30 protein-coding genes are annotated in these 25402 nt (G+C 62.7%); 20 read left to right on the forward strand and 10 right to left on the reverse strand.

Translation table 11 applies throughout. From position 1 onward, the window contains the following. Nucleotides 1-38: 38 nt before the first annotated feature. From AC1RLZ_RS03105 to AC1RLZ_RS03115, 3 genes are read left to right on the forward strand one after another with little or no spacing between them, the layout of a single operon-like run. Complete coding sequence (locus tag AC1RLZ_RS03105; protein WP_493187415.1) at nt 39-383, forward strand: Lin0512 family protein; 345 nt, start codon at nt 39-41, stop codon at nt 381-383. Nucleotides 384-393: 10 nt separating this feature from the next. Beyond that, nucleotides 394-1053: a TenA family protein gene (locus tag AC1RLZ_RS03110; protein WP_493187416.1), complete on the forward strand. Its 660-nt coding sequence runs from the start codon at nt 394-396 to the stop codon at nt 1051-1053. Between the two features lie 27 nt (nt 1054-1080). Then, nucleotides 1081-1680, forward strand: coding sequence for a YdeI/OmpD-associated family protein (locus AC1RLZ_RS03115; protein ID WP_493187417.1), 600 nt, complete (start codon nt 1081-1083; stop codon nt 1678-1680). Between the two features lie 22 nt (nt 1681-1702). Here the strand turns inward: AC1RLZ_RS03115 and AC1RLZ_RS03120 are convergent, their stop codons facing one another. Together AC1RLZ_RS03120 and AC1RLZ_RS03125 are read right to left on the reverse strand one after the other, a co-directional pair. After that, nucleotides 1703-2341, reverse strand: a complete 639-nt coding sequence (locus tag AC1RLZ_RS03120; protein WP_493187418.1) for a Vgb family protein — start codon at nt 2339-2341, stop codon at nt 1703-1705. A 31-nt stretch (nt 2342-2372) separates the two neighbouring features. Beyond that, nucleotides 2373-3593, reverse strand: coding sequence for a helix-turn-helix domain-containing protein (locus AC1RLZ_RS03125; RefSeq protein ID WP_493187419.1), 1221 nt, complete (start codon nt 3591-3593; stop codon nt 2373-2375). Nucleotides 3594-3715: 122 nt separating this feature from the next. Here AC1RLZ_RS03125 and AC1RLZ_RS03130 point away from each other — a divergent pair, with 122 nt between their 5' ends. After that, nucleotides 3716-4465, forward strand: coding sequence for a DUF899 domain-containing protein (locus AC1RLZ_RS03130; RefSeq protein ID WP_493187420.1), 750 nt, complete (start codon nt 3716-3718; stop codon nt 4463-4465). Further along, a complete protein-coding gene (locus AC1RLZ_RS03135; protein WP_493187421.1) occupies nt 4458-4733 on the forward strand; it encodes a hypothetical protein in 276 nt (91 codons plus the stop codon). The genes AC1RLZ_RS03130 and AC1RLZ_RS03135 overlap by 8 nt, the downstream gene beginning before the upstream one ends. A gap of 30 nt (nt 4734-4763) precedes the next feature. Here AC1RLZ_RS03135 and AC1RLZ_RS03140 read toward each other — a convergent pair whose 3' ends face one another. Next, nucleotides 4764-5255 carry a peptide deformylase gene (locus tag AC1RLZ_RS03140; protein WP_493187422.1) on the reverse strand — a complete coding sequence of 164 codons (492 nt, stop codon included), beginning with the start codon at nt 5253-5255 and terminating at the stop codon, nt 4764-4766. Then, complete coding sequence (locus AC1RLZ_RS03145; RefSeq protein WP_493187423.1) at nt 5252-6832, reverse strand: winged helix-turn-helix domain-containing tetratricopeptide repeat protein; 1581 nt, start codon at nt 6830-6832, stop codon at nt 5252-5254. Before AC1RLZ_RS03145 ends, AC1RLZ_RS03140 begins: the two co-directional genes overlap by 4 nt. A gap of 255 nt (nt 6833-7087) precedes the next feature. Between AC1RLZ_RS03145 and AC1RLZ_RS03150 the strand changes: the two genes are divergently transcribed. Continuing rightward, nucleotides 7088-8086, forward strand: coding sequence for an alpha/beta fold hydrolase (locus AC1RLZ_RS03150; RefSeq protein WP_493187529.1), 999 nt, complete (start codon nt 7088-7090; stop codon nt 8084-8086). Nucleotides 8087-8098: 12 nt separating this feature from the next. Next, a complete protein-coding gene (locus tag AC1RLZ_RS03155) occupies nt 8099-8605 on the forward strand; it encodes a cytochrome P460 family protein (RefSeq protein ID WP_493187424.1) in 507 nt (168 codons plus the stop codon). 9 nt (nt 8606-8614) lie between these two features. On the opposite strand, the gene AC1RLZ_RS03160 is transcribed toward AC1RLZ_RS03155, so the two are convergent. Beyond that, a complete protein-coding gene (locus tag AC1RLZ_RS03160; RefSeq protein ID WP_493187425.1) occupies nt 8615-9277 on the reverse strand; it encodes an HD domain-containing protein in 663 nt (220 codons plus the stop codon). Between the two features lie 162 nt (nt 9278-9439). On the opposite strand from AC1RLZ_RS03160, the gene AC1RLZ_RS03165 reads away from it, so the two are divergent. Further along, the gene (locus AC1RLZ_RS03165) at nt 9440-11020 is read left to right on the forward strand and encodes an ABC-F family ATP-binding cassette domain-containing protein (RefSeq protein WP_493187426.1); all 1581 of its coding nucleotides are present in this window, start codon (nt 9440-9442) and stop codon (nt 11018-11020) included. A 26-nt stretch (nt 11021-11046) separates the two neighbouring features. Here the strand turns inward: AC1RLZ_RS03165 and AC1RLZ_RS03170 are convergent, their stop codons facing one another. The 3 genes from AC1RLZ_RS03170 to AC1RLZ_RS03180 form a co-directional block, all read right to left on the reverse strand. Beyond that, the gene (locus tag AC1RLZ_RS03170; protein ID WP_493187427.1) at nt 11047-11595 is read right to left on the reverse strand and encodes a disulfide bond formation protein B; all 549 of its coding nucleotides are present in this window, start codon (nt 11593-11595) and stop codon (nt 11047-11049) included. 7 nt (nt 11596-11602) lie between these two features. Further along, nucleotides 11603-11761 carry a DUF5993 family protein gene (locus AC1RLZ_RS03175; protein ID WP_493187428.1) on the reverse strand — a complete coding sequence of 53 codons (159 nt, stop codon included), beginning with the start codon at nt 11759-11761 and terminating at the stop codon, nt 11603-11605. A 72-nt stretch (nt 11762-11833) separates the two neighbouring features. Beyond that, nucleotides 11834-12307: a MarR family winged helix-turn-helix transcriptional regulator gene (locus AC1RLZ_RS03180; RefSeq protein WP_493187429.1), complete on the reverse strand. Its 474-nt coding sequence runs from the start codon at nt 12305-12307 to the stop codon at nt 11834-11836. Between the two features lie 179 nt (nt 12308-12486). On the opposite strand from AC1RLZ_RS03180, the gene AC1RLZ_RS03185 reads away from it, so the two are divergent. Together AC1RLZ_RS03185 and AC1RLZ_RS03190 are read left to right on the forward strand one after the other, a co-directional pair. Then, nucleotides 12487-13062 carry a DUF308 domain-containing protein gene (locus tag AC1RLZ_RS03185; protein WP_493187430.1) on the forward strand — a complete coding sequence of 192 codons (576 nt, stop codon included), beginning with the start codon at nt 12487-12489 and terminating at the stop codon, nt 13060-13062. Between the two features lie 141 nt (nt 13063-13203). After that, nucleotides 13204-13551: an ArsC family reductase gene (locus AC1RLZ_RS03190; protein ID WP_493187431.1), complete on the forward strand. Its 348-nt coding sequence runs from the start codon at nt 13204-13206 to the stop codon at nt 13549-13551. A 3-nt stretch (nt 13552-13554) separates the two neighbouring features. Here AC1RLZ_RS03190 and AC1RLZ_RS03195 read toward each other — a convergent pair whose 3' ends face one another. After that, a complete protein-coding gene (locus tag AC1RLZ_RS03195) occupies nt 13555-14157 on the reverse strand; it encodes a PAS domain-containing protein (RefSeq protein ID WP_493187432.1) in 603 nt (200 codons plus the stop codon). 405 nt (nt 14158-14562) lie between these two features. On the opposite strand from AC1RLZ_RS03195, the gene AC1RLZ_RS03200 reads away from it, so the two are divergent. The 9 genes from AC1RLZ_RS03200 to AC1RLZ_RS03240 all read left to right on the forward strand — a co-directional run bounded on the left by AC1RLZ_RS03200 (nt 14563) and on the right by AC1RLZ_RS03240 (nt 23134). Then, nucleotides 14563-15318 (forward strand): ABC transporter ATP-binding protein, encoded by a 756-nt coding sequence (locus AC1RLZ_RS03200; RefSeq protein ID WP_371425069.1) that lies wholly within the window; start codon nt 14563-14565, stop codon nt 15316-15318. Then, the gene (locus AC1RLZ_RS03205) at nt 15311-16057 is read left to right on the forward strand and encodes an ABC transporter ATP-binding protein (RefSeq protein ID WP_493187433.1); all 747 of its coding nucleotides are present in this window, start codon (nt 15311-15313) and stop codon (nt 16055-16057) included. The genes AC1RLZ_RS03200 and AC1RLZ_RS03205 overlap by 8 nt, the downstream gene beginning before the upstream one ends. Before the next feature lie 71 nt (nt 16058-16128). After that, nucleotides 16129-17349, forward strand: coding sequence for an ABC transporter substrate-binding protein (locus AC1RLZ_RS03210; RefSeq protein ID WP_493187434.1), 1221 nt, complete (start codon nt 16129-16131; stop codon nt 17347-17349). Between the two features lie 51 nt (nt 17350-17400). Continuing rightward, nucleotides 17401-18621 carry an ABC transporter substrate-binding protein gene (locus tag AC1RLZ_RS03215; protein ID WP_493187435.1) on the forward strand — a complete coding sequence of 407 codons (1221 nt, stop codon included), beginning with the start codon at nt 17401-17403 and terminating at the stop codon, nt 18619-18621. 66 nt (nt 18622-18687) lie between these two features. After that, on the forward strand, nt 18688-19563 hold the full coding sequence (locus AC1RLZ_RS03220; RefSeq protein WP_371425065.1) for a branched-chain amino acid ABC transporter permease: 876 nt from the start codon (nt 18688-18690) through the stop codon (nt 19561-19563). Nucleotide 19564: 1 nt separating this feature from the next. Continuing rightward, a complete protein-coding gene (locus AC1RLZ_RS03225) occupies nt 19565-20533 on the forward strand; it encodes a branched-chain amino acid ABC transporter permease (RefSeq protein WP_493187436.1) in 969 nt (322 codons plus the stop codon). A gap of 7 nt (nt 20534-20540) precedes the next feature. Beyond that, nucleotides 20541-21215: a class I SAM-dependent methyltransferase gene (locus AC1RLZ_RS03230; protein WP_493187437.1), complete on the forward strand. Its 675-nt coding sequence runs from the start codon at nt 20541-20543 to the stop codon at nt 21213-21215. Nucleotides 21216-21458: 243 nt separating this feature from the next. Next, the gene (locus tag AC1RLZ_RS03235) at nt 21459-22103 is read left to right on the forward strand and encodes a DUF47 domain-containing protein (protein ID WP_493187438.1); all 645 of its coding nucleotides are present in this window, start codon (nt 21459-21461) and stop codon (nt 22101-22103) included. A gap of 14 nt (nt 22104-22117) precedes the next feature. Further along, the gene (locus AC1RLZ_RS03240; protein ID WP_371425062.1) at nt 22118-23134 is read left to right on the forward strand and encodes an inorganic phosphate transporter; all 1017 of its coding nucleotides are present in this window, start codon (nt 22118-22120) and stop codon (nt 23132-23134) included. Nucleotides 23135-23254: 120 nt separating this feature from the next. On the opposite strand, the gene sugE is transcribed toward AC1RLZ_RS03240, so the two are convergent. Next, complete coding sequence (sugE, locus tag AC1RLZ_RS03245; protein ID WP_371425061.1) at nt 23255-23569, reverse strand: quaternary ammonium compound efflux SMR transporter SugE; 315 nt, start codon at nt 23567-23569, stop codon at nt 23255-23257. A 181-nt stretch (nt 23570-23750) separates the two neighbouring features. Between sugE and AC1RLZ_RS03250 the strand changes: the two genes are divergently transcribed. After that, entirely contained in the window at nt 23751-25370 is a 1620-nt protein-coding gene (locus AC1RLZ_RS03250; RefSeq protein WP_493187439.1) for a peptide chain release factor 3, read from the forward strand. Nucleotides 25371-25402: the final 32 nt, after the last annotated feature.

The raw sequence follows: 25402 nt of genomic DNA on the forward strand, positions 1-25402 counted from the left end.
GCCGCAATGCAATTGAGAATAAATGGAGAGTACAACACATGGCAAAGGTGCGCTGTATCACCGAGATGGGCATGGGCGTCGACGTCCACGGCCGCGACGCCACCAAGGCTGCGAAACGCGCGGTGTCGGACGCGATCCGCCATTCCAGCGTCGGCTTCTTCAGGATGGTCGGCAAGACGCCGCACGACATGTTTGTCGACGTGACCATCGCGGTGCCCAATCCGGATGAGGTCGACACATCGGCGGTCGCCAAGGAATTGCCCTACGGCACGGTGACCGTCACGGCTGTCAAAGGCGGCCTCGACATTCCCGCCGAGAGCGGCGGCGACGGCATCCTCATTGCCAATGCGGCGGTGCTGGTGAGCCTCGACGACGGCAAGTGAGATTCGACACATGGACATCTTTGACCGCCTCAAGGCCGCAGCCGCTGACGACTGGTCTGCTTATGTCGATCACAGCTTCGTCCGCCAGCTCGGCGCCGGCACGCTGCCCGAGACCGCTTTTCGAACCTACCTCGTGCAGGACTATCTTTTCCTGATCCAGTTCGCGCGGGCTTATGCGCTGGCGACCTATAAGAGCCGGACGCTCGACGACATGAAAGCGGCGCAAGGCGGGCTTGCGGCCATTCTCGGCGAGATGGAGCTTCACGTAAAACTGTGCGGGCGCTGGGGATTGTCGCCGGCCGATATCGAGGCGGCGCCCGAGCTGCAGGCGACGGTGGCCTATACGCGCTTCGTGCTGGATTGCGGTGCTGCCGGCGATCTGCTCGACCTGCATGTGGCGCTGGCGCCCTGCGTGATCGGTTATGCGGAGATCGGCCGCAAGCTGGCGCCGGGTGGTGCCGATGCACTGGGCGATCATCCGTATCGCGACTGGATCGGCGAATATGCCGGCGACGCCTATCAGGATATCGCGGTGACAGCGCGCCGCCATCTCGACGATCTCGCGGCGCGCGCGATGACCGAGCGCCGCTTTACGGAGCTCGCCAAACTGTTCGGCCAGGCGTCGCGCCTGGAAGCTGACTTCTGGCAGATGGGGCTGGACGCGCGCTAGTGCGACGCGCAGCTGTCAGGACAGAGCATGGCACCCGTCAAAGTCGATCCCGCGAATGTGCGCGAGTTCAAGAGCGCCGACGCCTTCTATAAATGGCTCGGCAAGAACCACGACAAGGCCGGTGAGGTCTGGATCAAGATTCACAAGCTGAAATCTGGTCTCGCCTCGATCACGCCGAAGGAGGCGATCGATGTTGTGCTGTGCTGGGGCTGGATCGACGGCATCCGCAAAGGGGTGGACGAGACCAGCTTTCTGCAGCGCTATTCACCGCGCGGCAAGAAGAGCGTGTGGAGCAAGATCAATGTCGACAATATTGCGCGCCTCATTGAAGAGGAGCGCATGACCGAACACGGCCTCGTCCTTGTAGAGGCTGCGAAAAGTGATGGTCGCTGGGATCGCGCCTATGGCAGCGGCAAGGATATGGCGATCCCCGCCGATCTGCAGGCCGCGATCGACGCCGAGCCGAAGGCCCGTGCGATGCTGGCCAAGCTCAGCGCTCAGAACCGCTTCTCGCTGGCATTTCGGGTGCACAACATGAAGACCGAAGCCGGCCGCAAAAAGCGGATTGCGGCCTTCGTCGAGATGTTGAAGAAGGGCGAGACGATCTATCCGCAGGGGAAGAAGTAAGCACGGCGCCGCTCGTTGCTTTTCACGTTCGCTTCGGTCGCCTGATCGCGCGCACCTTGCCGCTGGCTCCGCCGCCGGCGAAGAACTGATCGGCGCCATCTGACTCGAGGCCGGAGACGCCACTGCCTGCCGGCAGTGCGAGCTTCTCCAGCGCTTCGCCGGTTTGCGGATCGATGCGCCTGATGTCGCTCTCGTCGTTTTCCCAGGTACCGTGCCAGAGTTCGCCATCGACCCAGGTCACGCCGGTGACGAAGCGGTTGCTCTCGATGGTGCGCAGGATTTTGCCGGTGTCGGGATCGATCTGGTGGATCTTGCGCTCGCGATATTGCCCGACCCAGAGTGTGCCCTCCGCCCATGCCATGCCGGAGTCGCCGCCATTGCCCGGCGCCGGGATGGTGTTCAGCACGCGGCCGGTTTGTGGATCGATCTTCTGGATACGGTCCTCGGCGATCTGGAACAGATGCTTGCCGTCGAACGCGGTACCGGCATGGGCCGCGATGTCGATGGAGCGCTGCGTTTTTCCGGTCTCGGGGTCGAGTGCGTTGAGCTTGTCGCCCGATGCGAACCATACCTGTGTGCCGTCATAGGTGACGCCATGCACGCCGTCGACACCCTCGAAGGGTCCATATTCACGGATAATTTCTGCTGCCGATGTTTTCATGAACGTTTCCCTCGTGACGATGGCGACGACCCTAATGATCCGGTAGCGGCGGCGGGAGTAACAACATGGTCGCGAGTCCCGGCAGGGATGGTGACATCCAGCGGCGCGCCCGTCCGCGGCCGAATGGTTGCACCTTATTTGCCACCGCCAGTTCGTCCAGTGCCCGCTGAACGCTGCGCTGGCTGGTGTCGAGCGCCAGCGCCAATGCCGAACTCGACCAGGCTTCTCCGTCGGCGAGAAGCGCGAGCACTGCGGCGTGTTCTTCCTCGACCGGCCGCGCCAGCACGACGACGTCGCGGGCGCGGCGTAACACCAGCGCAAAACCGGGCTTGGTCGCGTTCACCTCGGCCAGCGGCGCAAGCAGTTTGCGCAGCCGTCCCATCTCGACGCGGAGCCGTGCGCGATGGGAGTCATCGGCATGTCTGGCGCGGAATGCGCGTACCAGCAGCGTTTCGCGCGAAACATCCGCAGGCCATGCTTCGCCAAGTGCGCGGGCGAGGGCGAACAGGACAGGCCGGGTAGCCAGCGACAGCTCGGTCTTCTGGCAGCGGATGACGTGCCGGCAGGCATCGATGACGACGGATTTCGAATTCTGCAGCGCCTCGACGTCGTCGAGCAGCAGCATGCGTTCGCCGCCGCGTGCGATCAGACGCGCAGCGGGCGCGTCGAGGAGCCGGGATGCACTGTCGACCTCAGCCGTCAGCGCGGGGATACGGGCGAGGCGGGCGGCACGCTGCGCGTCGGCAATGGCGGCGCGTGACTTTTTCGCCTGCAGGCGGCGCATCGCGATGCCGGCGACGATCAGCGCGTGAGCCGTATGCAAGGCGGGCGGCAGAGGCGCGAGATCGAGGGCGCCGAGTTTTCGTTCGGCTTCGTCGAGACGTCCGATGAGCAGAAGGCGCCTCACGTCGAGATAGCCGCCATAGGCCGCATTCACATGGTCGCCATGGGCGTCGAGTGTCAGCCGTGCGGCGTCGAGCGTCTTGCTGGGCCAGTTCAGATCGCGCGAGACAAGCGCAATCTCCGCCTCGGCGACGATGCACCGCGCACGCGCCACTGGTTCCTTCGCACCGAAGGCGCGCGCGGCTCGTTTCACGAGATCCTTCGCGCGCGCGAAATCGCCGAGCTGAGCCATCGCGATGCCGCGCAGCGCAAGTGCCGGCGCGTCATCGCGCAATGCAACACGCTTCAATGCGCCCAGCGGATCACCCGCGGCGAGCGCATGACCTGCGGCGGTGATCAGGGAGTCCATTCAAATCCCGCCACACTTGTCACTCCCACCCGTCCATTGCCGGGTCCTAATCTACCTCACGACGATCAACCGGCAAGTCGTGTCGGCAACGCATGACGATGGACGACAGTGGAGAGAAGACCATGACGGCACCGATAAAAACACCACCGATTGTGTCACCGCAGGCATGGGAAGCAGCGCGCGCGGACATGCTCGTGAAGGAGAAGGCTGTGATGCGCGCGCGCGATGCGCTGGCGGCCGAACGCCGGCGGATGCCGTGGATGGCGGTGGAGAAGGCCTATGCGTTCGAAGGGCCCGATGGCAAAGCCAGCCTGCTCGACCTGTTCGACGGCCGCCGTCAATTGATCGTCTACCGCGCCTTTTTCGAGCCCGGCGTGTTCGGCTGGCCCGATCACGCCTGCCGCGGCTGTTCGCTCGGGGCGGATCAGGTTGCGCATCTCGCACATCTGAATGCCCGCGACACCACGCTCGTCTATGCCTCGCGGGCACCGCAGGCGGATATCGCCCGCCTGAAAAAGCGGATGGGCTGGGAGATGCCCTGGGTCACCATCACGGACAGTTTCGACGCCGACTTCGGCGTGGACGAGTGGCACGGCCACAACGTGTTCTTCCGCGACGGCGACCGCGTGTTCCGCACCTATTTCATCAACAGCCGGGGCGACGAGGCGATGGGGACCACCTGGAGCTATCTCGACGCGACGCCGCTCGGCCGCCAGGAGGTCTGGGAGGACTCGCCGGAAGGCTATCCGCAGACTCCGACCTACAAATGGTGGAACTGGCACGACAACTACGTCGCCGGCGCCGCACCCGACAAGAAATGGGTCGAGGTCTCGGCCGCCGGAGAGGCGACGTTCCGGAAGACCGATGAGTAGCGCCATCGACGACGTCGATCGTGCGAAGGCCTATCGCTGGAAAATGGGTAGCCTTGCGCCGGCCGCCGACTGGCTATGCCTTGCGGCCGCACCGGCCTTCGCACTGATGGCGCTGCTGACGGGTGTGCTCGATGGCAGTTCGCCGGACCTGCTCTGTTCAACGTCGCATTCATCGCCGTGGAGTGGCATGGCGGTGATGTATGCCTTCATGAGCTTGTTCCATACCGTACCCTGGCTCAGGCTGATTTCCGGCCGATGCCGCCAATAGCAGTGGCGGACGTGACGGTTGTCGCGCGCTTCAGGCGCGTGACAACTTCTCGAACCGCTTGATCAGCCGCTCGCGCTTGAGGCGCGACAGGCGTTGAAGCCAGAACATGCCGTTGAGCTGATCGATTTCGTGCTGGTGACACACCGCGCGCAGGCCGTCGGACTCCTCCGTCTGCATCTGACCGTCGAGATCCTGATAGCTGATCCGGATGCGCGCGTGACGCTGGATGTCATCATTCACACCGGGCATCGAGACGCTGCCTTCCTGATGCATGATCAGTTCGGACGTGGCCCATGTGATCTCCGGGTTCACATAGGTCTTGGCGCCATCGCCGAGATCGAGCACGACCACGCGGAGGGACACGCCGATATGCGGCGCGGTGATGCCGATGCCGGGAGCGGCATGCATGGTGTCGCGCAGATCGTCGGCGAGAGCGCGCAGCGCATCGTCGAATACCGTGACAGGTGCGGCCGGCTGCGCGAGGCGCGGATCGGGATAGCGGACGAGCGGGCGGACGGTCATTCCGGCAGCCCAGCGGCTTTGAGGGCGGCGGCATAGGTTTGCGCCATTGACTCCACGGGGACGGGAATCCGCGCAAAGAAAGCGGAGACCGTCAGCTCCGGCTCGATGGTGAGCAGTTCCTCGACCACCTGCGCCGCGCGTTCATGCTCGCCGGTCTTAACCAGTGCCACCGCCAGCGCCCGCAGCGCGACGGCGAAGCGGCGGTTTTGCAGCAAGGCTTTATCGGCCCACGCGATCGCTTCGTGATAGTTCTCGTCGATGATCGCCGCGATCGCGAGCGCACCGGAAACGAACCAGCCGTGCGGATCGAGCGGGTTCAGCCGCCGAGCGCGATCAAGCAAGGCGCGACCGGCTTGCTGCTGGCCGCGCATGGTCTCGATCCATCCGGCGAGCGCGAGTGCAGTGGCGGAGTTGGGATTGATGGAGAGCGAGCGGCTGAATAGCTCAATGGCCGCGTCCTTTGCGCTTTGCGTCTCTGCCAGATTCCAGATCGCGAAGGCGGCCATCCAGAGGATTTGCGGGTCGTTCGGCATGCGTTCGATGGCGCGATGCGCGAGCGCAAGGCCTTCGCTGCGATGGGCGTCGTCCGAGCCGATCCAGCCCTGGAAATGGCGCTGCGCATGGCAATAGGCGGCGGCCGCCATTGCCGGGGCGTAGGTCGGATCGATGACCAGAGCCTGATGCAGGCAATCCAGCGCGGCGGTCATGCTTTCAGGGGTGAAATCGTGTTCGTAGCCGGAGGCGCGCAGCAGCAGGTCATAGGCATCGGGCGCGTTCGGCCGGCTGTGTTTGCGCCGCTCGATCTCGGCGATGCGCAACGTGGGCTCGATGGCGGCGACGGCGCGCTCGGTGATGCGGTCCTGCAGGTCGAACACGTCGCTGCGCTCGCCATCGAAACGATCAGCCCACAGATGCGCGCCGGAGCGGGCGTCGATCAATTGCGCGATGATGCGGAGCCGCTCGCCGGCGCGGCGGACGCTGCCTTCAAGCACGTAGTTGACGCCAAGCGTGCGGCCGACCTCGCGGAGATCGACCGGCTTGTTCTTGTAGGTGAAGGACGAGTTGCGCGCGATCACGAACAACCCGCTGCAGCGCGACAGCGCGGTGATGATTTCCTCGGCGATACCGTCACCGAAATAATCCTGCTCGGGGTCCGCGCTCATATTGTTGAAGGGCAGCACCGCGATCGACAACCCTTCGGGGGTGGCGGCTTCCGGCAGGAGCGTAGTGGAGGGCGCAGTCGCCACGAGCGGAGAGGGGCTGTTGGTCTGTTCGATGACCTCGCCGACGAAGCGAAACCCCTTCCGCGGTAACGTGCGGATCAACCGTTGCTGCTCGCCATTGTCGCCGATGGCCGTGCGCGCGGCATTGACCCGGCTGCTGAGCGTCGCCTCGGACACGATGCGGCCGTGCCAGACCTCGGCCAGAAGCTCGTCGCGGCTGACCACACGATCGCGTGAGCGGATCAGGAATGCCAGTACGTCGAATACCTGCGGCTCGACGGCCACCGCATTGGTCCCCCGCCGTAATTCCCGCCGGTCAGTGTCGAGGCTGAATTCGTCGAACCTGAACAGCAAGATAGGGGGTCCAATACCTGTTGTCGTGCCAAGGCCTTGTGCGCAGGACCGTCCCCTAGCACACCCCGTCTCAACGACAAATCATGGCGTTCTCAAGAGAAAACCCACGAATTCTTCAAGCGGCGCTGCCGGCGCGGGGGCATGGTCCGGACACCGACGGCCTCAACCGTCATAGCCCGGAGGATCTGCACCATGACGAATGACAAGCGCGACACCAGCCACTTCAACCGCCGCAGTCTGCTGGGCGCGGCCATCATGGGTCTGGCAGCGGTGCCGTTCGCTGGCATTGGCCCGGCGGCAGCGCAGAAGGCCGGCAAGCAGCTCCCGGCCGTCACGCGCGGCACGCACACCTCGTTCAAGCCGCTGAAGCAGATCAATGCTGGCGACCTCAGTGTCGCCTATGCCGAGGACGGCCCGGCCAACGGCCCCGTGGTGCTGCTGCTGCACGGCTGGCCCTATGACATCTACAGCTATGTGGACGTCGCGCCGCTGCTGGCCGCGGCCGGCTACCGCGTCATCATCCCGTATCTGCGCGGCTATGGCGCGACACGTTTCCTGTCCGATGCGACAGTGCGCAATGGCCAGCCTGCGGCACTCGTCACCGACATGATCGACTTCATGAATGCCCTGAAGATCGAGAAGGCCGTGGTCGGCGGCTATGACTGGGGCGGCCGCACGGCCGACATTCTCGCTGCGATCTGGCCAGAGCGCGTCAAGGCGCTGGTCGCCGTCAGCGGTTATCTGATCGGTAGCCAGGAGGCGAACCGCATGCCGCTGCCGCCGAAGGCGGAGCTGGAATGGTGGTACCAGTTCTACTTCACCACGGAGCGTGGCCGGCTGGGCTATGACAAGTACCGGCACGACTTCGCCAAGCTGATCTGGAAGCTCGCCTCGCCGAAGTGGAATTTCGACGATGCCACCTATGACCGCTCGGCCAAGGCGTTCGAGAATCCCGATCACGTCGCGATCACGATCCATAATTATCGCTGGCGGCTTGAACTCGCCCAGGGCGAGGCGAAGTATGATGAGCTGGAAAAGCGGCTGGCGCAGGGACCCGTGATCGCCGTGCCGACCATCACCATGGAAGGCGACGCCAATGGCGCGCCGCATCCCGATCCCAAGGCCTATGCGAAGAAGTTCACCGGCAAGTACGAGCACCGCACGGTGAATGGCGGCGTCGGCCACAACCTGCCGCAGGAAGCGCCGCGCGAATTCGCCCAGGCGATCATCGATGCCGACGCGATGGCGCGCTGAGGGGGATCCGCGATGCGATGGATTCTTGCAGCGAGCTTCGCCGCAGGCGTGGTGTCATCGGCGGTAGCGGCGGCCTTTGCCGCCAATACCGCCAATCCGGACAACGCGTCGCCGATCTACGGCGTCACGATTCCCGATGGCTCCCGCAAATGGGAGTTGATCGCGCCCGCGCAGGAGGCTGAGCCTCTGAACGAGCTGCGCGCCGTGGTCGGCAACGACATCGCGGTCAGGGCCTATCAGGATGGCAGGCTGCCCTTTCCCGATGGCACGGTGCTGGTGAAGCTGGCCTGGAAGCACACCCAGTCGCCTGAATTCGAATCCGCCTCGATCCCCGGTGCCGCCACAACGGTTCAGGTGATGGTGAAGGATTCGAAGAAATATGCGGCGTCAGGTGGCTGGGGCTTCGGCCGCTTCATTAACGGCAAGCCGGTGGATCAGGCGCAGCACGAAACCTGCTTTGCGTGCCACGAGGCACGCGTGAAGGAGCGGGATTACGTGTTCACGAAGTGGGCGCCGTAAGCGCCCATTTCACGAAACGCCGACCTCGGTCAGAAACGCCGTCAGGAAAGCCTCGGTCCGCGCGTGGCGTTCCTGCGCCATGCGTTTGCCTGTAGCCGTATTGAAGCCGTCCGCGAGCGTCAGCAATTTTGCCGGAAGATGATCGATTGCAAAATTGCGATCGTCGAAGGCGCGATGGCGGGCGGCGGGATCCTCGGGATCGTACAGGAAGGATTGCATCCGCCCGGCGGTGTAGAAACAGCGCGCGATGCCGACGGCGCCGATGGCGTCCAGCCGATCTGCATCCTGCAGGATCTTTGCCTCGAGCGTTTCAGGCGTGATCCTGGCCGAGAAACTATGCGCCGCGATGGCGTGGGCGACGCGGTCCAGCCGATCGCTGGCCCAGCCCAGCGGGGCCAGAAGGGTGAGTGCATGTTCGGCGGCAAGGCGTGAGGCACTGGCGCGCAGCGGCGAGCTCTTTTCGACGGAGACGCAGTCGTGGAGCAATGTGGCGGCAGCCAGGATTTCCGGATCGCCGCCTTCGATTTGCTGGATCGAGCGGGCATTGGACCACACGCGTGCCAGATGCGCGACGTCATGCGAGCCGTCGTCGGTCTTGACGTGATGCAGAAGCGAAGAGGCCAGCGTTTCGAACGGAGCGAAGGCGGCAGCGATAGCGGTGATCTCGGTCATGGTGTCGTTGTTAGAGGGGTCGGGCGATTTTGCCAACGCCACAAGCGCGCCGCAGTTGGCGATTAGTCAGCCGCCATCGTCATTTCAACAGGATGTGTGCTTCGATGGATTTCGCCCAGGTCACAACGCCGCTTCGCTTTGTTTCCCGGGAGAATTTCGTCCATGCCATCGCATATCGCTGTATCCGATCTGTCTGTCGCGACGCCTGACGGCCGCTCGCTTTTCACCAATCTCAATCTCGGTTTCGGCGCCGAGCGCGTCGGCCTGGTCGGCCGCAACGGCATCGGGAAGTCCTCGCTGCTGCGCGTGATATCCGGCGATCTCGCGCCTCATCAGGGCAGTGTGGGCGTTCATGGGAGGCTGGCGGTGTTGCGGCAGGCGCTGCAGCTCCGTCCTGGCGAGACAGTCGCCGATCTGTTCGGCGTCACCGATGCGCTCGATCTTCTCGCCCGCGCGGAAGGTGGCACGGCCACGGCCGAAGAGCTGGCGCAGGCCGACTGGGACATTGAAGCCCGGATGGCAAGATCATTGGGGCGCGTTGGACTCGATGTTCGCCATGATACTGCGCTGTCAGCACTTTCCGGCGGCCAGCGGACGCGCGTCGCGTTGGCCGCGCTGGTCTTTGCCGATCCGGATTTTCTGCTGCTGGATGAGCCGACCAACAATCTTGACCGTGACGGCCGACGGGCGGTTATCGATCTGCTGGCCGGCTGGCGTGCGGGAGCCATTGTCGTCAGCCATGATCGCGAATTGCTCGATACGATGGATGCAACCATTGAGCTGACGTCGCTCGGCGCCACGCGTTACGGCGGCAACTGGACACACTATCGCACCCGCAAGGCGCACGACCTAGCAGCCGCGCAGCATCAGCTTGCCGATGCCGAGAAGCGCGTGGATGCGCTGGCACGACAGGCGCAGGCTACGGCGGAGCGCCAGGCGCGCCGGGATCAGGCGGGGCGTCGCAAGAGCGCGGAGGGTGGCATCCCGCGGATCGCGCTCGGCGGTTTGAAAGATCGCAGCGAAGACACCGGCGGCGAGCATGCGCGGCTGGCGGAACGTCGGCAGGCGCAGGCAAAGGATGGGCTGGCTTCCGCGCGAGAGCACATCGAAATTCTGCAGCCGTTGTCAGTCACCGTTCCGCCGACAGCACTTGCGGCTCGCAGGGGAGTTCTGCAGATGGACGATGTGAGCTTCAGTTATGCAGCGGAGGCGGCGCCGATCATCCATAATCTGTCGTTCGTCATCACTGGTCCGGAACGTGTGGCGGTGACCGGTCCGAACGGCTCCGGCAAGACGACACTGCTAGGCCTCATCACCGGCGCGATCCAGCCGATGGCCGGCGCGGTACGGATGATGGTCCATTTCGCCATGCTCGATCAGCAGGTCAGTCTGCTCGATCCGTCGCGAACGATCCGCGATAATTTTCGACGGCTTCATCCGCAAGCGAACGAGAATGCCTGCCGCGCCGCGCTGGCGCGATTCATGTTTCGCGCCGATGCTGCGCTTCAGATGGTTGGCAAGCTGAGCGGAGGGCAGATGCTGCGCGCCGGTCTCGCCTGTGCCATGGGCGGCATGACGCCGCCGCCATTGCTGATCCTCGATGAGCCGACCAATCATCTTGATGTCGATTCCATCGAAGCCGTGGAAGCCGGCCTGCGGGCCTATGATGGCGCGCTCGTGATCGTCAGCCACGACGAGACGTTTCTGGAGAATGTCGGGATTACACGGCGACTGGAATTATAGCCGTTGGTGATTCTGTGTCGCGGTGGCTATCGTTTCAACAGCTCATACACCATGGGATCATCCGCGCAGGCCTTGAAGCCGCATTCGAGCAGGGTCGAGGCGACATTCGCGGCGGTCAGGCCGATCACGAGCCAGACGGCAACATGCGCGATAACACTGGGCGTCGAGTGAACGGCGGGGTCCTTCTCGAATTGCCGATCAAACAGCAGCACAAGCGACAGCAGAACGATGGCCGCGATGAAGCCGATCAGTGCCCAGGTGTAATAGTGATAGCCGAGCAGTGCCGTGCCATAGCCGGCGTCGCCGGGCATGATGTGCAGCAGCACCTGCCGGGTCGAGACGGCGGCGCCAACCACGGCTGCAAGCAATGACAGTGCATAATGGCTGGGACGCGGGCCGAAGCGAATGTTGAGGATCGGGCCGATGGCAAGCAGTGCGAACATGATCCGCTGCAACAGGCACAGCGGACAGGGTAACTCGCCGAGCAGCAGTTGCGCAGCAAAGGCGGCCGCGAGCAGCGCGGCGAGGGCGTAGAGTGCGAGGACGTTGAGGGCGATCGCGCGCTGTGAGGTCATGATGGCCTCAGAACGACAGTTTCAGCGCGTTGGTGGCGTGGTGCAGGAAGGTTGCCACGCAGGCGATCAGCACAACGGCGAACAGAGATAGCGCGAGCGTGCGGCCGCCGTACCAGGCAACGAGCATCGTGATGAGGATCGCCAGAAAGAGGGCGGTAAATTCCATGATCGCTCCGGCGCTGAATGGGTGCGGTATCTTACGTCAGATTCGCAGGCGACCTGTCGTGGGTCATCTGCGTCAGTCGGCGGGCTCCGTCGCGGTTGCGCCTGTCTTGCCGGTGTAGTTGGCCACGGCATCGCGAAAGGCATGGACCTCGCCGTTCAGGGCGATCAACCGCTCCGGCGTCATGCCGGCCGCGGCGAACAACGTCTCGCCAAGGCAGCGGGATTTTTTGCGCAGACCCATGCCCTTGGCAGTGAGGCTGACGACGACCTGCCGCTCATCTTCCGGGTTGCGTTTGCGCGCGACGAAGCCGGCCTGTTCGAGCCGCTTCACCAGCGGCGTGACCGTGCTCGATTCCAGCGCCAGCCGGTCGGCGATGCCGCCGACGCTCTGCGCGCCGCCCTCCCACAGCGTGCTCAGCACGAGATATTGCGGGTAGGTGATCTCCAGTGCGTCGAGCAGCGGCTTGTAGGCCCTGCCGATGGCCATGCTGGCGCTATAGAGCGAAAAACAGAGCTGGTGATCCAGCGGAATGTCGGCGGGCACCACGGAAATTCTCCTCACGTCAGTATCACAATAATGTATATCGCGATAAATAGTTCTGGACAAGGCGGTCGGTCTGGCTCGATAAACATATCGCGATATTAGTTATCGCAATATTTAATTTGACCGAGTTCATTCGCCATGCCGGTTGCGGGTGCCCGGTCCCAGCTTCGATGGAGACCAACATGACCGTCCCACAGGGAACCGCCAGCCTGCAGTCCGCGGCAACCAGCGATCTCTCACGTTACTATCTTGTCCGCGGCATCGTCGCGGCAGCCTGGGTGGCGGCTGCCGCCACGGCTGGCGTGTCATCTGCCGGAGCGGCGGCTGTCCTGCTTGTCAGCTATCCCGCCTGGGATGCGCTGGCGAACTGGTTCGACGCCAATGGCAGCGGCGGGCTACTGGCCAATCCTCCGCAGGCGCTCAATGTGGTGGTCAGCCTCATCGCCGCATTGGCGGTAGCGATCGCCTTGCGGACGGGGATGAATGCGGTACTGGCGGTGTTCGGCGTCTGGGCGGCGCTGGCAGGCCTCGCGCAGCTCGTGACGGGCGTTCGACGCTGGCGCGCATTCGGCGCGCAGTGGGCGATGATCCTGAGTGGCGCACAATCGACTGCGGCCGGGCTGTTTTTTATCAAGCAGGCTGGCGGCGCGGCAGTGCCCACGATCCTGGACATCGCGCCTTATGCGGGCTTCGGCGCCTTCTATTTCCTGGTGTCGGCGCTGTGGCTGATATTCGCGAACCGCAGACGTGCTGTCTGAGATCTGAAGGAGGAGCCGATGATGCGTGCCAGCATCGTCGGCGGTCTCTGTGGATGATCCCGGATTGCGGTCAGCCGGGGCTGTCTGATCTGCTAGTCAGGTCAGAACGGCGATCACTCCTGGCAGGCACGGCGACATCTCATGGCCATCACCATCTACGGCATCAAGAATTGCGACACGATGAAGAAGGCGCGCGCCTGGCTCGATGGCCGCGGCGTCGCCTATAGTTTCCATGACTACAAGGCCGAGGGTATCGACAGAGCGCGGTTGCAGCGCTGGGCCAAGGAGGTCGGCTGGGAAACGCTGCTCAATCGCGCTGGCACCACATTCCGCAAGCTCGATGACGCTGCCAAGGAAGGTTTGAACGAGAGCAAGGCAATCGCGCTGATGCTCGAGCAGCCCTCGATGATCAAGCGGCCTGTGCTCGATCTTGGCGGCAAGCTCGTAGTCGGCTTCAAGCCGGAGATTTACGCAAAAGACGTAAAATAGCGATCAGTCGATCTCGACGACGTCGCCGGCCGCGAGCCGGTGCGGCGCACGATAGGAGAGGCTGCGATCGATCACGGCCCGGAGTTTCGGCACCGGCGCGCTGTGATGGCCGCGCATCAGATTTTTGATTTCGAATCCACCGTCCTCGCTGATGGTTTTGAGAGATGCGATGATATGTGTGACGCCATCACCTGATGAGAACGGCATCAACATCCGCTCATAGGCGACAACGCGGCCGTTGACGTCGTCGATCATCGACACCGTATAGGTCGGCAGTTTGCGCGCGATACATTCATGATAGGCCGGCAGCACGACAGGACCGAGGATCGGACCGAGATAGTCGTCGAGATAGCGGCCCTTGCCGGTGGTGCCATAGGCGCTCGCCATGCGGGTGCCGTTGCTGTCGATGATGAGCCGCGGCGGTGCCGTGCTGTGATCCACGATGTAATCGACAAGATCAGGACGTTCCTCGTCCATCCGCTCCGGGCGATAGTCTGTGATGTCGGGCAGGGCCTGTCGCGCCGCATAGAGCCGCAGCCAACAGTTCAGCAGATCGCGCTGCCGAATGGACTTCACCACGGACGCGTCGGCGCTCTGGAGGTCCACGGCAACGATCTCCCTGATATTGATTGAGGCAGTATGGGCGCAGCGAGCAAATAATCAGTGAATGCGGGAAGTCACCTCGCAATACAATTAACAGGCGATTTTTTGAGGGTCGTTTGCGGCGCAAACGGGTGGTGCGTTCTGCACAATGGACCGATCACAGCCAGGCTCTGCTCTGTGCATGTGCGCAGGCCTAACTGCCTACGACTAAGGACGAAGTCGGTGCGACAGGCGGTCCACGCAATTGTGCCGCATTGCACCTTGCGTTCATCGTCGCGTTGACGGCATATTCGCGCCACTCGATGTGGCCGCGCGGGGACAACTTTCAGTTTTCCCCGAAATGCGGACGCGCAAAAAATTGGCCACTGGTGGAGACACGCGCCAGGAAGGTCGATGGGGGAAATTTGCTTGACCGATGAGTTCATTCTCGAAACCAACGGATTGACCAAGGAATTTGCGGGCTTTTTCGCAGTCCGCGATGTCAGTCTCAAAGTTCGCCGCGGTACCATTCACGCATTGATCGGCCCTAACGGCGCCGGCAAGACGACCTGTTTCAATCTGCTGACCAAGTTCATGCAGCCGTCAGCCGGACAGATTTTCTACAAGGGCAAGGATATCACCGCGACGGCGCCCGCCGACGTGGCGCGCCTTGGCCTGGTGCGGTCGTTCCAGATCTCGGCGGTGTTTCCACATCTGACGGCACTGGAAAATGTCCGTGTTGCACTGCAGCGTCAGCACGGGTCGTCATTCGACTTCTGGCGCTCCAAGACCGTGCTGGATCAGTACAATCACCGCGCGGCCGAGTTGCTCGACGATGTCGGCCTCAGCGAATTCGCCAATACGCCGGCGGTGGAGATGCCCTATGGCCGCAAGCGGGCATTGGAGATCGCCACCACCCTGGCGCTCGATCCCGAGATGATGCTGCTCGACGAGCCGATGGCCGGCATGGGCCACGAGGACATCGACAAGATCGCCGCGCTGATCAAGCGCATCTCGGCGAAGTACACCATCCTGATGGTCGAACATAACCTCAGCGTCGTGTCCAACCTGTCGGACATCATTACCGTTCTGACTCGCGGAAAGGTTCTTGCGGAAGGCAGCTATGCCGACCTGACCAAGGACGAGCGCGTCAAGGAAGCTTATCTGGGAGCCGGGCATGGCTGAGATCACAATGGCCACACCGGCAAAAACGGCAGCGACAGGCAATCCCGTTCTCACGGTCGAGAACCTCGAAGCCTGGTACGGCGAGTCGCATATTCTCCACGGCATCAATTTCAACGTGAAGCCGGGCGAAGTCGTCACGTTGCTCGGTCGCAACGGCGCCGGCAAGACCACGACGCTGAAGTCCATCATGGGCATCATCGGCAAGCGCACCGGCTCGATAAAATTCGAAGGCAACGAGATCATCAAGACCTCGTCGGACAAGATCGCGAAGCAGGGCATCGCATTCTGCCCGGAAGAACGTGGCATCTTTTCCAGCCTCGACGTCAAAGAGAACCTGATGCTGCCGCCGACGATCCGGCCGGGCGGGTTGTCGCTGGATCAGATCTTCGAGCTGTTTCCGAACCTGAAAGAGCGTCTCAACAGCCAAGGCACCAAGCTCTCCGGCGGCGAGCAGCAGATGCTGGCGATCGGCCGTATCCTGCGCACGGGTGCGCGCTTCCTGATGCTGGACGAGCCGACCGAGGGTCTGGCGCCGGTCATCATTCAGCAGATCGGCCACACCATCGCGCGGCTGAAGTCGGAAGGCTTCACGATCCTCCTGGTCGAACAGAACTTCCGTTTCGCGGCCACGGTGGCGGATCGCTACTACATCGTCGAACACGGCAAGATCATCGATGGTTTCGCCAATTCTGAGCTTTCGGCGAACATGGACAAGCTGCATACGTATCTCGGCGTCTAATTATCGAATAACGGACCGAGCCAACGGTCCGACGATAGACACAACCATCAATACGGGTAGGGAAGCACAGAATGAAAAAAGTCGTTTCGACGTCGCTGCTGGGTTTTGCGCTGATGATGAGCGCAAGCTCGCTTGCGTTCGCCCAGGACAAGACCGCCAAGATCGGCGTGCTGAACGACCAGTCCGGCCTCTATGCCGATATCACCGGGCAGGGCTCGGTGCTTGCCGCGCAGATGGCGGTCGAGGACTCCGGTCTCGTCGCCAAGGGCTGGAAGATCGACGTGCTGGTCGGTGATCACCAGAACAAGCCTGATATCGGCGTCAACATCGTGCGTCAGTGGTACGATCGCGACAAGCTCGACGTCGTCGTCGACGTGCCGACCTCGTCGGTCGGTCTCGCCGTCAACAACGTGGTCAAGGAAAAGAACGGCGTCTACCTGAATTCGGGTTCGGGAACGTCGGACCTGTCCAACGCGCAGTGCTCGCCGAACACCATTCACTGGGCTTACGACACCTATCAGCTCGCCAACGGCACCGGCACCGCGCTGACCAAGTCCGGCGGCGATACCTGGTTCTTCCTGACCGCGGACTACGCCTTCGGGACGGCGCTCGAGCGCGACACCACCAACGCCGTCAACGCTGTCGGAGGCAAGGTGCTCGGCAGCGTCCGTCCGCCGCTCAACACCGCCGACTTCTCGTCGTTCCTGCTGCAGGCACAGACATCCAAGGCCAAGGTCATTGGCCTCGCCAATGCCGGCGGCGACACCATCAATTCGATCAAGCAGGCGTCGGAATTCGGCATCGTCAAGGGTGGCCAGAAGCTGGCCGGCCTTCTGATGTTCATCACCGACGTCCATTCGCTCGGTCTGCCCGTTGCCAACGGCCTGAACCTGACCGAGACCTTCTATTGGGATCTCAACGACGGTACCCGTGCATTCTCCAAGCGGTTCCAGAACCGCGCGAAGAACAAGGCCATGCCGACCACGGTGCAGGCTGGCGTCTACTCATCGCTGATCCACTACTTCAAGACCCTCGACGCGATGGGCGGCAACTCCCATGACGGATTGAAGATCGTCGACAAGATGAAGGCGACCCCGACCGACGACATCATCTTCGGCAAGGGTACGATCCAGCCGAACGGCCGCAAGCTGCACCCGGCCTATCTGTTCGAGGTCAAGAAGCCCGAAGAGTCGAAAGGACCTTGGGATTACTACAAGCTGGTGGCAACCATTCCCGCCGACCAGGCCTTTACGCCACTCGACAAGAGCAGCTGTCCGCTCCTGAAGAAGTAAGTGAACCTTCGCGCCTTTTCATGTTGTTGAATTGTCTATTGTGAGGAAGTCATGAGAAATACGATCTCTACTGCACTTCTCGGTACGGCGCTTTCGCTGGCCATGGCGGGTATCGCCATGGCACAGGACAAGACCGTCAAGATCGGCGCGCTCAGCGATCAGTCCGGCCTCTACGCCGATCTCGGCGGGCCGGGCTCGACGCTCGCCGCCCAGATGGCTGCCGAGGATTCCGGTCTGATGGCCAAGGGCTGGAAGATCGACATCATCTCCGGCGATCACCAGAACAAGCCGGATATCGGCTCCAACATCGCGCGGCAGTGGTTCGATGTCGACAAGGTCGACACCATCGTCGACGTGCCGAATTCCGGCGTGGCGCTGGCGGTGAACAACATCGTCAAGGAGAAGAACGGCGTCTACATCAATTCGGGTGCCGCGACGTCGGATCTCACCAACGCGCAGTGTTCGCCGAATACCGTGCACTGGACCTACGACACCTATATGCTGGCGCATTCGACCGGGCAGGCGATGGTGAAGGCCGGTGGCGACAGCTGGTTCTTCCTGACCGCCGACTACGCCTTTGGTGCCGCGCTTGAGCGCGATACCTCGGAAGTCGTCAAATCCTCGGGCGGCAAGGTGGTCGGTGGCGTCAAGCATCCGCTCAACACCGCCGACTTCTCGTCCTTCCTGCTGCAGGCGCAGTCGTCGAAGGCGAAGGTCATCGGTCTGGCCAATGCCGGCGGCGACACCACCAACTCGATCAAACAGGCGGCTGAATTCGGCATCGCCAAGGGCGGTCAGAAGCTCGCGGCATTGCTGCTGTTCATCACGGACGTCAAGGCGATCGGTCTCGAAACCGCGCAGGGCCTCAGTTTCACCGAGACCTTCTACTGGGACCTGAACGACAAGACCCGCGACTTCTCCAAGAAGTTCGCGGCGCGGATGAAGAACGGCGCTCCGCCGTCGATGGTGCAGGCGGGCGTGTATGCCGGCCTGATCCATTACTTCAAGGCGCTGGAAGCGCTCGGCGGCAATCCGCATGATGGCGCCAAGATTGTTGCCAAGATGAAGGAATTGCCGACCGACGATCCGCTGTTCGGGCAGGGCAAGATCGAAGCCAATGGCCGCAAGATTCACCCGGGCTATCTGTTCGAGGTGAAGAAGCCGTCGGAATCGAAGGCGCCGTGGGATTTCTACAAGCTTGCTGGTACCGTGCCGGCCGACCAGGCGTTTACGCCGATCGAAAAGAGCACCTGTGCGCTGCTGAAGAAATAAGATCGTTGGCCCGGCGGCGTCACGCTGCCGGGCCAATACTTTCCTGCGATAAGAGTTGAGAACAACATGTCGATCAATCTACAGGCCCTGTCTGCGCAATTGCTGGTCGGACTCATCAACGGCTCGTTCTATGCGCTGTTAAGTCTCGGCCTCGCCGTGATCTTCGGCATGCTGAACATCATCAATTTCGCCCATGGCGCCGTCTATATGATGGGCGCGTTTGCGGCATACTTCCTGCTCAATCTGGCCGGCATCGGCTACTGGCCGGCACTGATCCTGGCGCCGCTGGCGGTCGGCCTGTTCGGCATGGTGATGGAACGCACCATGCTGAAGTGGATCGCCAATCTCGACCATCTCTACGGCCTGCTGCTGACCTTCGGTCTGGCGCTGATCATCCAGGGCGTGTTCCAGAACTATTTTGGCTCGTCGGGTCTGCCTTATGCCATCCCTGATCAGCTCAAGGGCGGCATGAATCTCGGCTTCATGTTCCTGCCGATCTATCGCGGCTGGGTCGTCATCTTCTCGCTGGTGGTCTGTATCGCGACCTGGTTCCTGATCGAGCGCACGCGGCTCGGCGCCTATCTGCGCGCCGCGACCGAAAATCCGACGCTGGTCCGTGCCTTCGGCATCAACGTGCCGCTGATGATCACGCTGACCTATGGTCTCGGTGTCGGTCTGGCTGCGCTCGCCGGCGTGCTGTCGGCGCCGATCAACCAGGTGCGCCCGCTGATGGGCGCCGACCTCATCATCGTCGTGTTCGCCGTCGTCGTGATCGGCGGCATGGGCTCGATCATGGGCTCGATCATCACCGGTTTCACCCTCGGCATCATCGAGGGTCTCACCAAGTATTTTTACCCCGAGGCCTCCAATACCGTCGTCTTCGTGCTGATGGTGCTGGTGCTCCTTGTGAAACCATCCGGACTGACGGGACGGGCTGCCTGATATGACAACGATCACCGAAAATGCGATTCCCGGACCCCGCCGCACCGTCAGGGACGAGATGGTCGCCTTTGCGATCATGACCGCGCTGTTGCTGGTCGTGCCGCTCACCGGCGTGTACCCGTTCTTCGTGATGCAGGCGCTGTGCTTCGCGCTGCTCGCCTGCGCGTTCAATCTCCTGATCGGCTATGGCGGTCTGTTGTCTTTCGGCCACGCGATGTTCCTGGGCACCGCCGGCTACTGCACCGCGCATGCGCTGAAAGTGTGGGGCTTGGCGCCCGAGCTCGGCATCGTCGTCGGTGTCGTCGCCGCTGCCGCGCTGTCAGTCGTCACGGGCCTCATCGCCATCCGCCGTCAGGGCATCTACTTCGCCATGATCACGCTGGCGCTGTCGCAGCTGTTGTTCTTCGTCTATCTGCAGACGCCGTTCACCCATGGTGAAGACGGCATCCAGGGCATTCCGCAGGGCACGCTGTTCGGCCTGTTCAATCTCTCGAAGCCGATCACGCTGTATTACGTGATCCTGGCCGGCTTCACGCTGGGCTTCCTGATCATCTATCGCGCCATCAACTCCCCATTCGGCGAGGTGCTGAAAGCGATCCGCGAGAACGAGCCGCGTGCAGTGTCGCTGGGCTACAAGACCGACCAGTACAAGCTGCTGGCCTATATCCTGTCGGGTACGCTGGCAGGCTTCGCGGGCTCGCTGAAGGTGTTCGTGGCGCAGAACGCCTCGCTCACCGACGTGCACTGGACCATGTCCGGTGAAATCGTGCTGATCACGCTGGTCGGCGGCCTCGGCACGCTGTTCGGGCCGGTGGTTGGCGCCTTCGTCATCATCGCCATGCAGCAATATCTTGCCGGCTTCGGTCAGTGGGTGACGGTGATCCAGGGCGTGATCTTCGTGGTCTGCGTGCTGACGTTCCGCCGCGGCGTCATTGGCGAAATCGCGCATTACTTCAAGCGGTCGCTGTAGTTCACCATTGTCATACTTCTCCGATCCGGAGGCGGTGGCACGCTATGCAGAAGGCCCGGTGCGGCAGGTGCCGGGCTTCCTCGGCCTGCTGCAGATGGCGGGTATTCTCCTCGCTGAACGGGCACCGGATGACGCCCATGTGCTCGTGCTGGGCGCGGGCGGCGGGCTGGAGCTGAAGGCATTCGCCGAGACACAGCCCGGATGGCGCTTTTGCGGCGTCGATCCATCGGCCGAGATGCTGGGACTGGCCGGGCGCACGCTGGGCCCGCTCGCATCGCGCGTCGATCTCCATGAGGGCTATATCGACGGCGCGCCCGGCGGGCCGTTCGACGCGGCGACGTGCATCCTGACCCTGCATTTCATCCCGGAAGAGGAGCGTCGACGCACGCTGGCCGAGGTGCACCGGCGGCTCAAGCCGGGCGCTCCCTTTGTCGTCGCCCACCATAGCTTTCCCCAGGGCGAGGGGGAGAAGGCCAGGTGGCTGTCCCGCTACGCTGCTTTTGCGGTGGCATCGGGCGTACCGGCCGGCAATGCGGAGAACGCGATCTCGGCGATCGGCGAACGCTTGCAGCTGCTGTCGCCGGAGCAGGACGAAGCCCTGTTGCGAGATGCAGGCTTCACCGACGTCGCCCTTTTCTATGCGGGGTTCACGTTCCGGGGCTGGGTCGCCTACAGGACGTAACCGTCGAGGGCTGCGATCGACCTTCTTTCGCAGCACGAATGGCGAAATCGCCTGTGAATTCAATTACTCGCTCTAAATCCGGGCACTGCCTCAGGAAAAGCAGGCTGTCATAAAGCGGTGGATGACCGGGTCTAGAAGGTGTGCGATTGCTCGCCTTGGCCGGAAATGCTTTATGACGTCCGTGTGACGGGAGCCGCGAGCCGGGTCCGGTCCCTGCGTTTTCCCGAAGACCTGGATGATCCTATGCTGCGCTGGTTCCGCTCCTTTCTGCCCCGGGAGGAGAGGTTTTTCGACCTGTTCGCCCGTCACTCCGTGGCGGTGGTGCATGGCGCGGAAGCGCTGGCGGGGATGATGGAAGGCGGCGATGAGACGCCGGTCTATTGCCAGCGCGTCAACCAGTTCGAGAATGACGCTGACGCCATCACCCGCGAGGTGCTGACCGCCGTCCGCCGCACCTTCATCACGCCGTTCGACCGCGTCGACATCAAGAACCTCATCACCGCGATGGACGACTCCATCGACCAGATGCAGCAGACGGCGAAGGCTGTGATGCTGTTCGAGGTGCGCCAGTTCGAGCCGCCGATGCGGGAGATCGGCATCCTCCTGGTGGAATGCGCCAACCTTGTGGGCCGCGCCGTGCCGCTGATGAGCGCCATCGGCGACAATGTCGGCCTGCTTACCGCGATCACCGAGGAGGTCGGCAAGCTCGAGGGCCGCGTCGACGATCTGCACGATATCGGTCTCAAGGAGCTCTATCTCAAGCACCGCGATGCCAACGCCATGGATTTCGTGGTCGGCGCCGAGATCTACAAGCACCTTGAAAAGGTGGCCGACCGCTTCGACGACGTTGCGAACGAGATCAACAGCATCGTTATCGAACAAGTATAGGGCAGGGCTATCAGGTGGACGCCACGCTCGCCTTTCCGGTGCTGATCGGCCTTATCGCCATCGCACTGCTGTTCGACTTTCTCAACGGCCTGCATGACGCTGCCAATTCGATCGCGACGATCGTCTCGACCCGCGTGCTGCGGCCGCAATATGCGGTGCTGTGGGCGGCGTTCTTCAACTTCATCGCTTTTCTGGTGTTCGGCCTGCATGTCGCCAACACCATCGGCACCGGGATTATCGAGCCCAGCGTCATCGATCCCGCGGTGATCTTCGCGGCGCTGATGGGCGCCATCGTCTGGAACGTGATCACCTGGGGACTCGGCATTCCCTCGAGTTCGTCGCATGCGCTGATTGGCGGTTTGCTGGGGGCAGGCGTCGCGAAAGCGGGGCTGTCCGCCGCGCTGTGGAGCGGATTGACCAAGGCGTTGCTCGCCATCGTGCTGTCGCCGCTGGTAGGCTTTCTGCTGGCGCTGGTGCTGGTGGCTATCGTGTCATGGGCTTCGGTGCGCTCGACGCCCTTCGCCGTGGACCGCGCCTTCCGCATCCTGCAATTCGTTTCGGCCTCGCTCTATTCGCTCGGCCATGGCGGCAACGACGCGCAGAAGACCATGGGCATCATCGCGGTGCTTTTGTATTCGCAAGGCCATCTCGGCACCGAGTTCTCGGTGCCGTTCTGGGTGGTGCTGTCATGTCAGGCGGCGATGGCGCTGGGCACGCTGATGGGCGGCTGGCGCATCGTCCGGACCATGGGCCTGCGCATCACCAAGCTCACTCCGATGCAGGGCTTCTGCGCCGAGACCGGCGGCGCGGCGACGTTGTTCGCCGCGACGTTCCTGGGCGTGCCGGTGTCGACCACGCATACGATCACCGGCGCCATCGTCGGCGTCGGCGCGGCGCGTCGTGTGTCAGCGGTACGCTGGAATGTGGCGAGTTCGATCGTCTATGCCTGGGTCATCACGATCCCGGCCGCGGCGATTGTCGCCGCCGCGACCTGGTGGATCGTGAAGCTGCTGCATCTGAGCTTTATTTGACAAGACGCAGTCATTCCGGGGACGGACCGACGCCGTAGGCGGCAGGACGGAGCCCGGAATCCCCCATGTGTGAGCCGCAGGATGGGTTTCGCTGCGCTCTCCCCATCCTGCGGGATCACGTCACGACACCAGCTTCAGCCCGGCAATTCCCGCCACGATCAACCCGATACAGGCGATCCGCGCTACGGTGGCCGGGTCTCCGAACAGGTACATGCCCAGGGCGGCTGTGCCGACCGCGCCAATGCCGGTCCACACGGCATAGGCAGTTCCCATCGGCAGTTCCTTGAGCGCGAGGGCAAGCATGCCGACTGACGCGGTCATGCTGATGAGGGTGAGGACGGAGGGGACGAGGCGGGTGAAGCCTTCGGTATATTTGAGCCCGACGGCCCAGCCGACTTCGAGCAAACCCGCAACGAACAACAATAGCCAAGCCATGGGATGACCCCCTGAATACAGGCAGGGCCGTCCCTGCAGATGATGATTTGGAGGTCGTCCTCGCAGAGGTTATATGGTGGCGACGCAGCCGGATCGCAACGCGGCCGATGGTCGCCACTTCGGCCAGTTTCCCGCCCAAAAACCCTTGATTGCGCCCGTTTTCCCTGCCACAGGCACCTTTATGTCCGATATCGCCCTTTCCGTCGATTCAGCCGCGCGTTCCCCGCTTGCCGCTGAAGTCGCCCGCCGCCGCACCTTCGCGATCATTTCGCATCCTGACGCCGGCAAGACCACGCTGACCGAAAAGCTGCTGCTGTTCGGCGGCGCCATCAATCTGGCCGGGCAGGTCAAGGCCAAGGGCGAGCGCCGCAATACGCGCTCGGACTGGATGAAGATCGAGCGCGACCGCGGCATCTCCGTCGTCACCTCGGTGATGACCTTCGAATTCCAGGGTCATGTTTTCAACCTCCTGGACACGCCTGGCCACGAGGACTTTTCGGAAGACACCTATCGCACACTCACCGCGGTCGACTCGGCCGTCATGGTGATCGACGCCGCCAAGGGCATCGAGGCGCGGACGCTGAAGCTGATCGAAGTCTGTCGTCTGCGCGACATCCCGATCATCACCTTCGTCAACAAGATGGACCGCGAGAGCCGCGACGTGTTCGATCTCCTCGACGAGATCGAGAAGACGCTGGCCCTCGACACCACGCCGATCAACTGGCCGGTCGGCCGTGGCCGCGATTTCATGGGCACCTATGATATCGAGACCGGTGGCATCCGTTTGCTCGAAGGCGGCGGCGCCAAGACGGGCGCGGCCGAGAAGATCAAGATTTCCGATCTGGCCGGCCGCAACGCCAATCTCGATGCCGGCGAGATCGCCGACGAACTCGAACTGGTCAAGGAAGCCTCCAAGCCGTTCGACCTGCAGTCGTTCCGCGAGGGCCACATGACGCCGGTCTATTTCGGCAGCGCGCTGCGCAATTTCGGTGTCGGCGATCTGCTCGAAGGTCTTGGCCGTTTCGCGCCGTCGCCGCGCGCGCAGGAGAGCAATCTGCGCAAGGTCGAGGCCGACGAGCCCCGGATGTCTGCCTTCGTGTTCAAGATCCAGGCGAACATGGATCCCAACCACCGCGACCGCATCGCCTTTGCGCGGCTATGCTCCGGCAAGCTCACGCGCGGCATGAAGGCCAAGCTGGTGCGCACCGGCAAGAATATGTCGCTGTCGTCGCCGCAATTCTTCTTCGCGCAGGACCGCGCTATTGCCGACGAAGCCTATGCCGGCGATGTGGTCGGCATTCCCAATCACGGCACGCTGCGGATCGGCGACACGCTGACCGACGGCGAGGACATCACCTTCATCGGCGTGCCGTCATTCGCGCCTGAAATCGTTCGTCGCGTCCGCCTCGGCGATGCCATGAAGGCCAAGAAGCTGAAAGAGGCTTTGCAGCAGATGTCGGAAGAGGGCGTCGTGCAGGTGTTCCGTCCGCGCGACGGAGCGCCGGCGTTGGTCGGCGTGGTCGGCCCGCTGCAGCTCGACGTGCTGAAGGCGCGGCTCGATGCGGAATATCAGCTCCCGGTGAGTTTCGAAGTCTCGGAATTCTCGCTGGCGCGCTGGATTTCGTCCGAGGACAAGAAGAAGCTCGAGACCTTCATGTCGAACAACAATTCCGGTGTCGCCGACGACGTCGACGGCGATCCGGTGTTCCTGGCGAAGAACGACTTCTATCTGAACTACACCAAGGAACGCGCTGAAGGGATCGTGTTCTCGGATATCAAGGACGTGAAGAAGCAGGGGTGAGGACGCTTTCCTTTTCTTGACGCCGCGTAAAG

The organism is Tardiphaga sp. GW822-FHT04G09, from assembly GCF_058800725.1.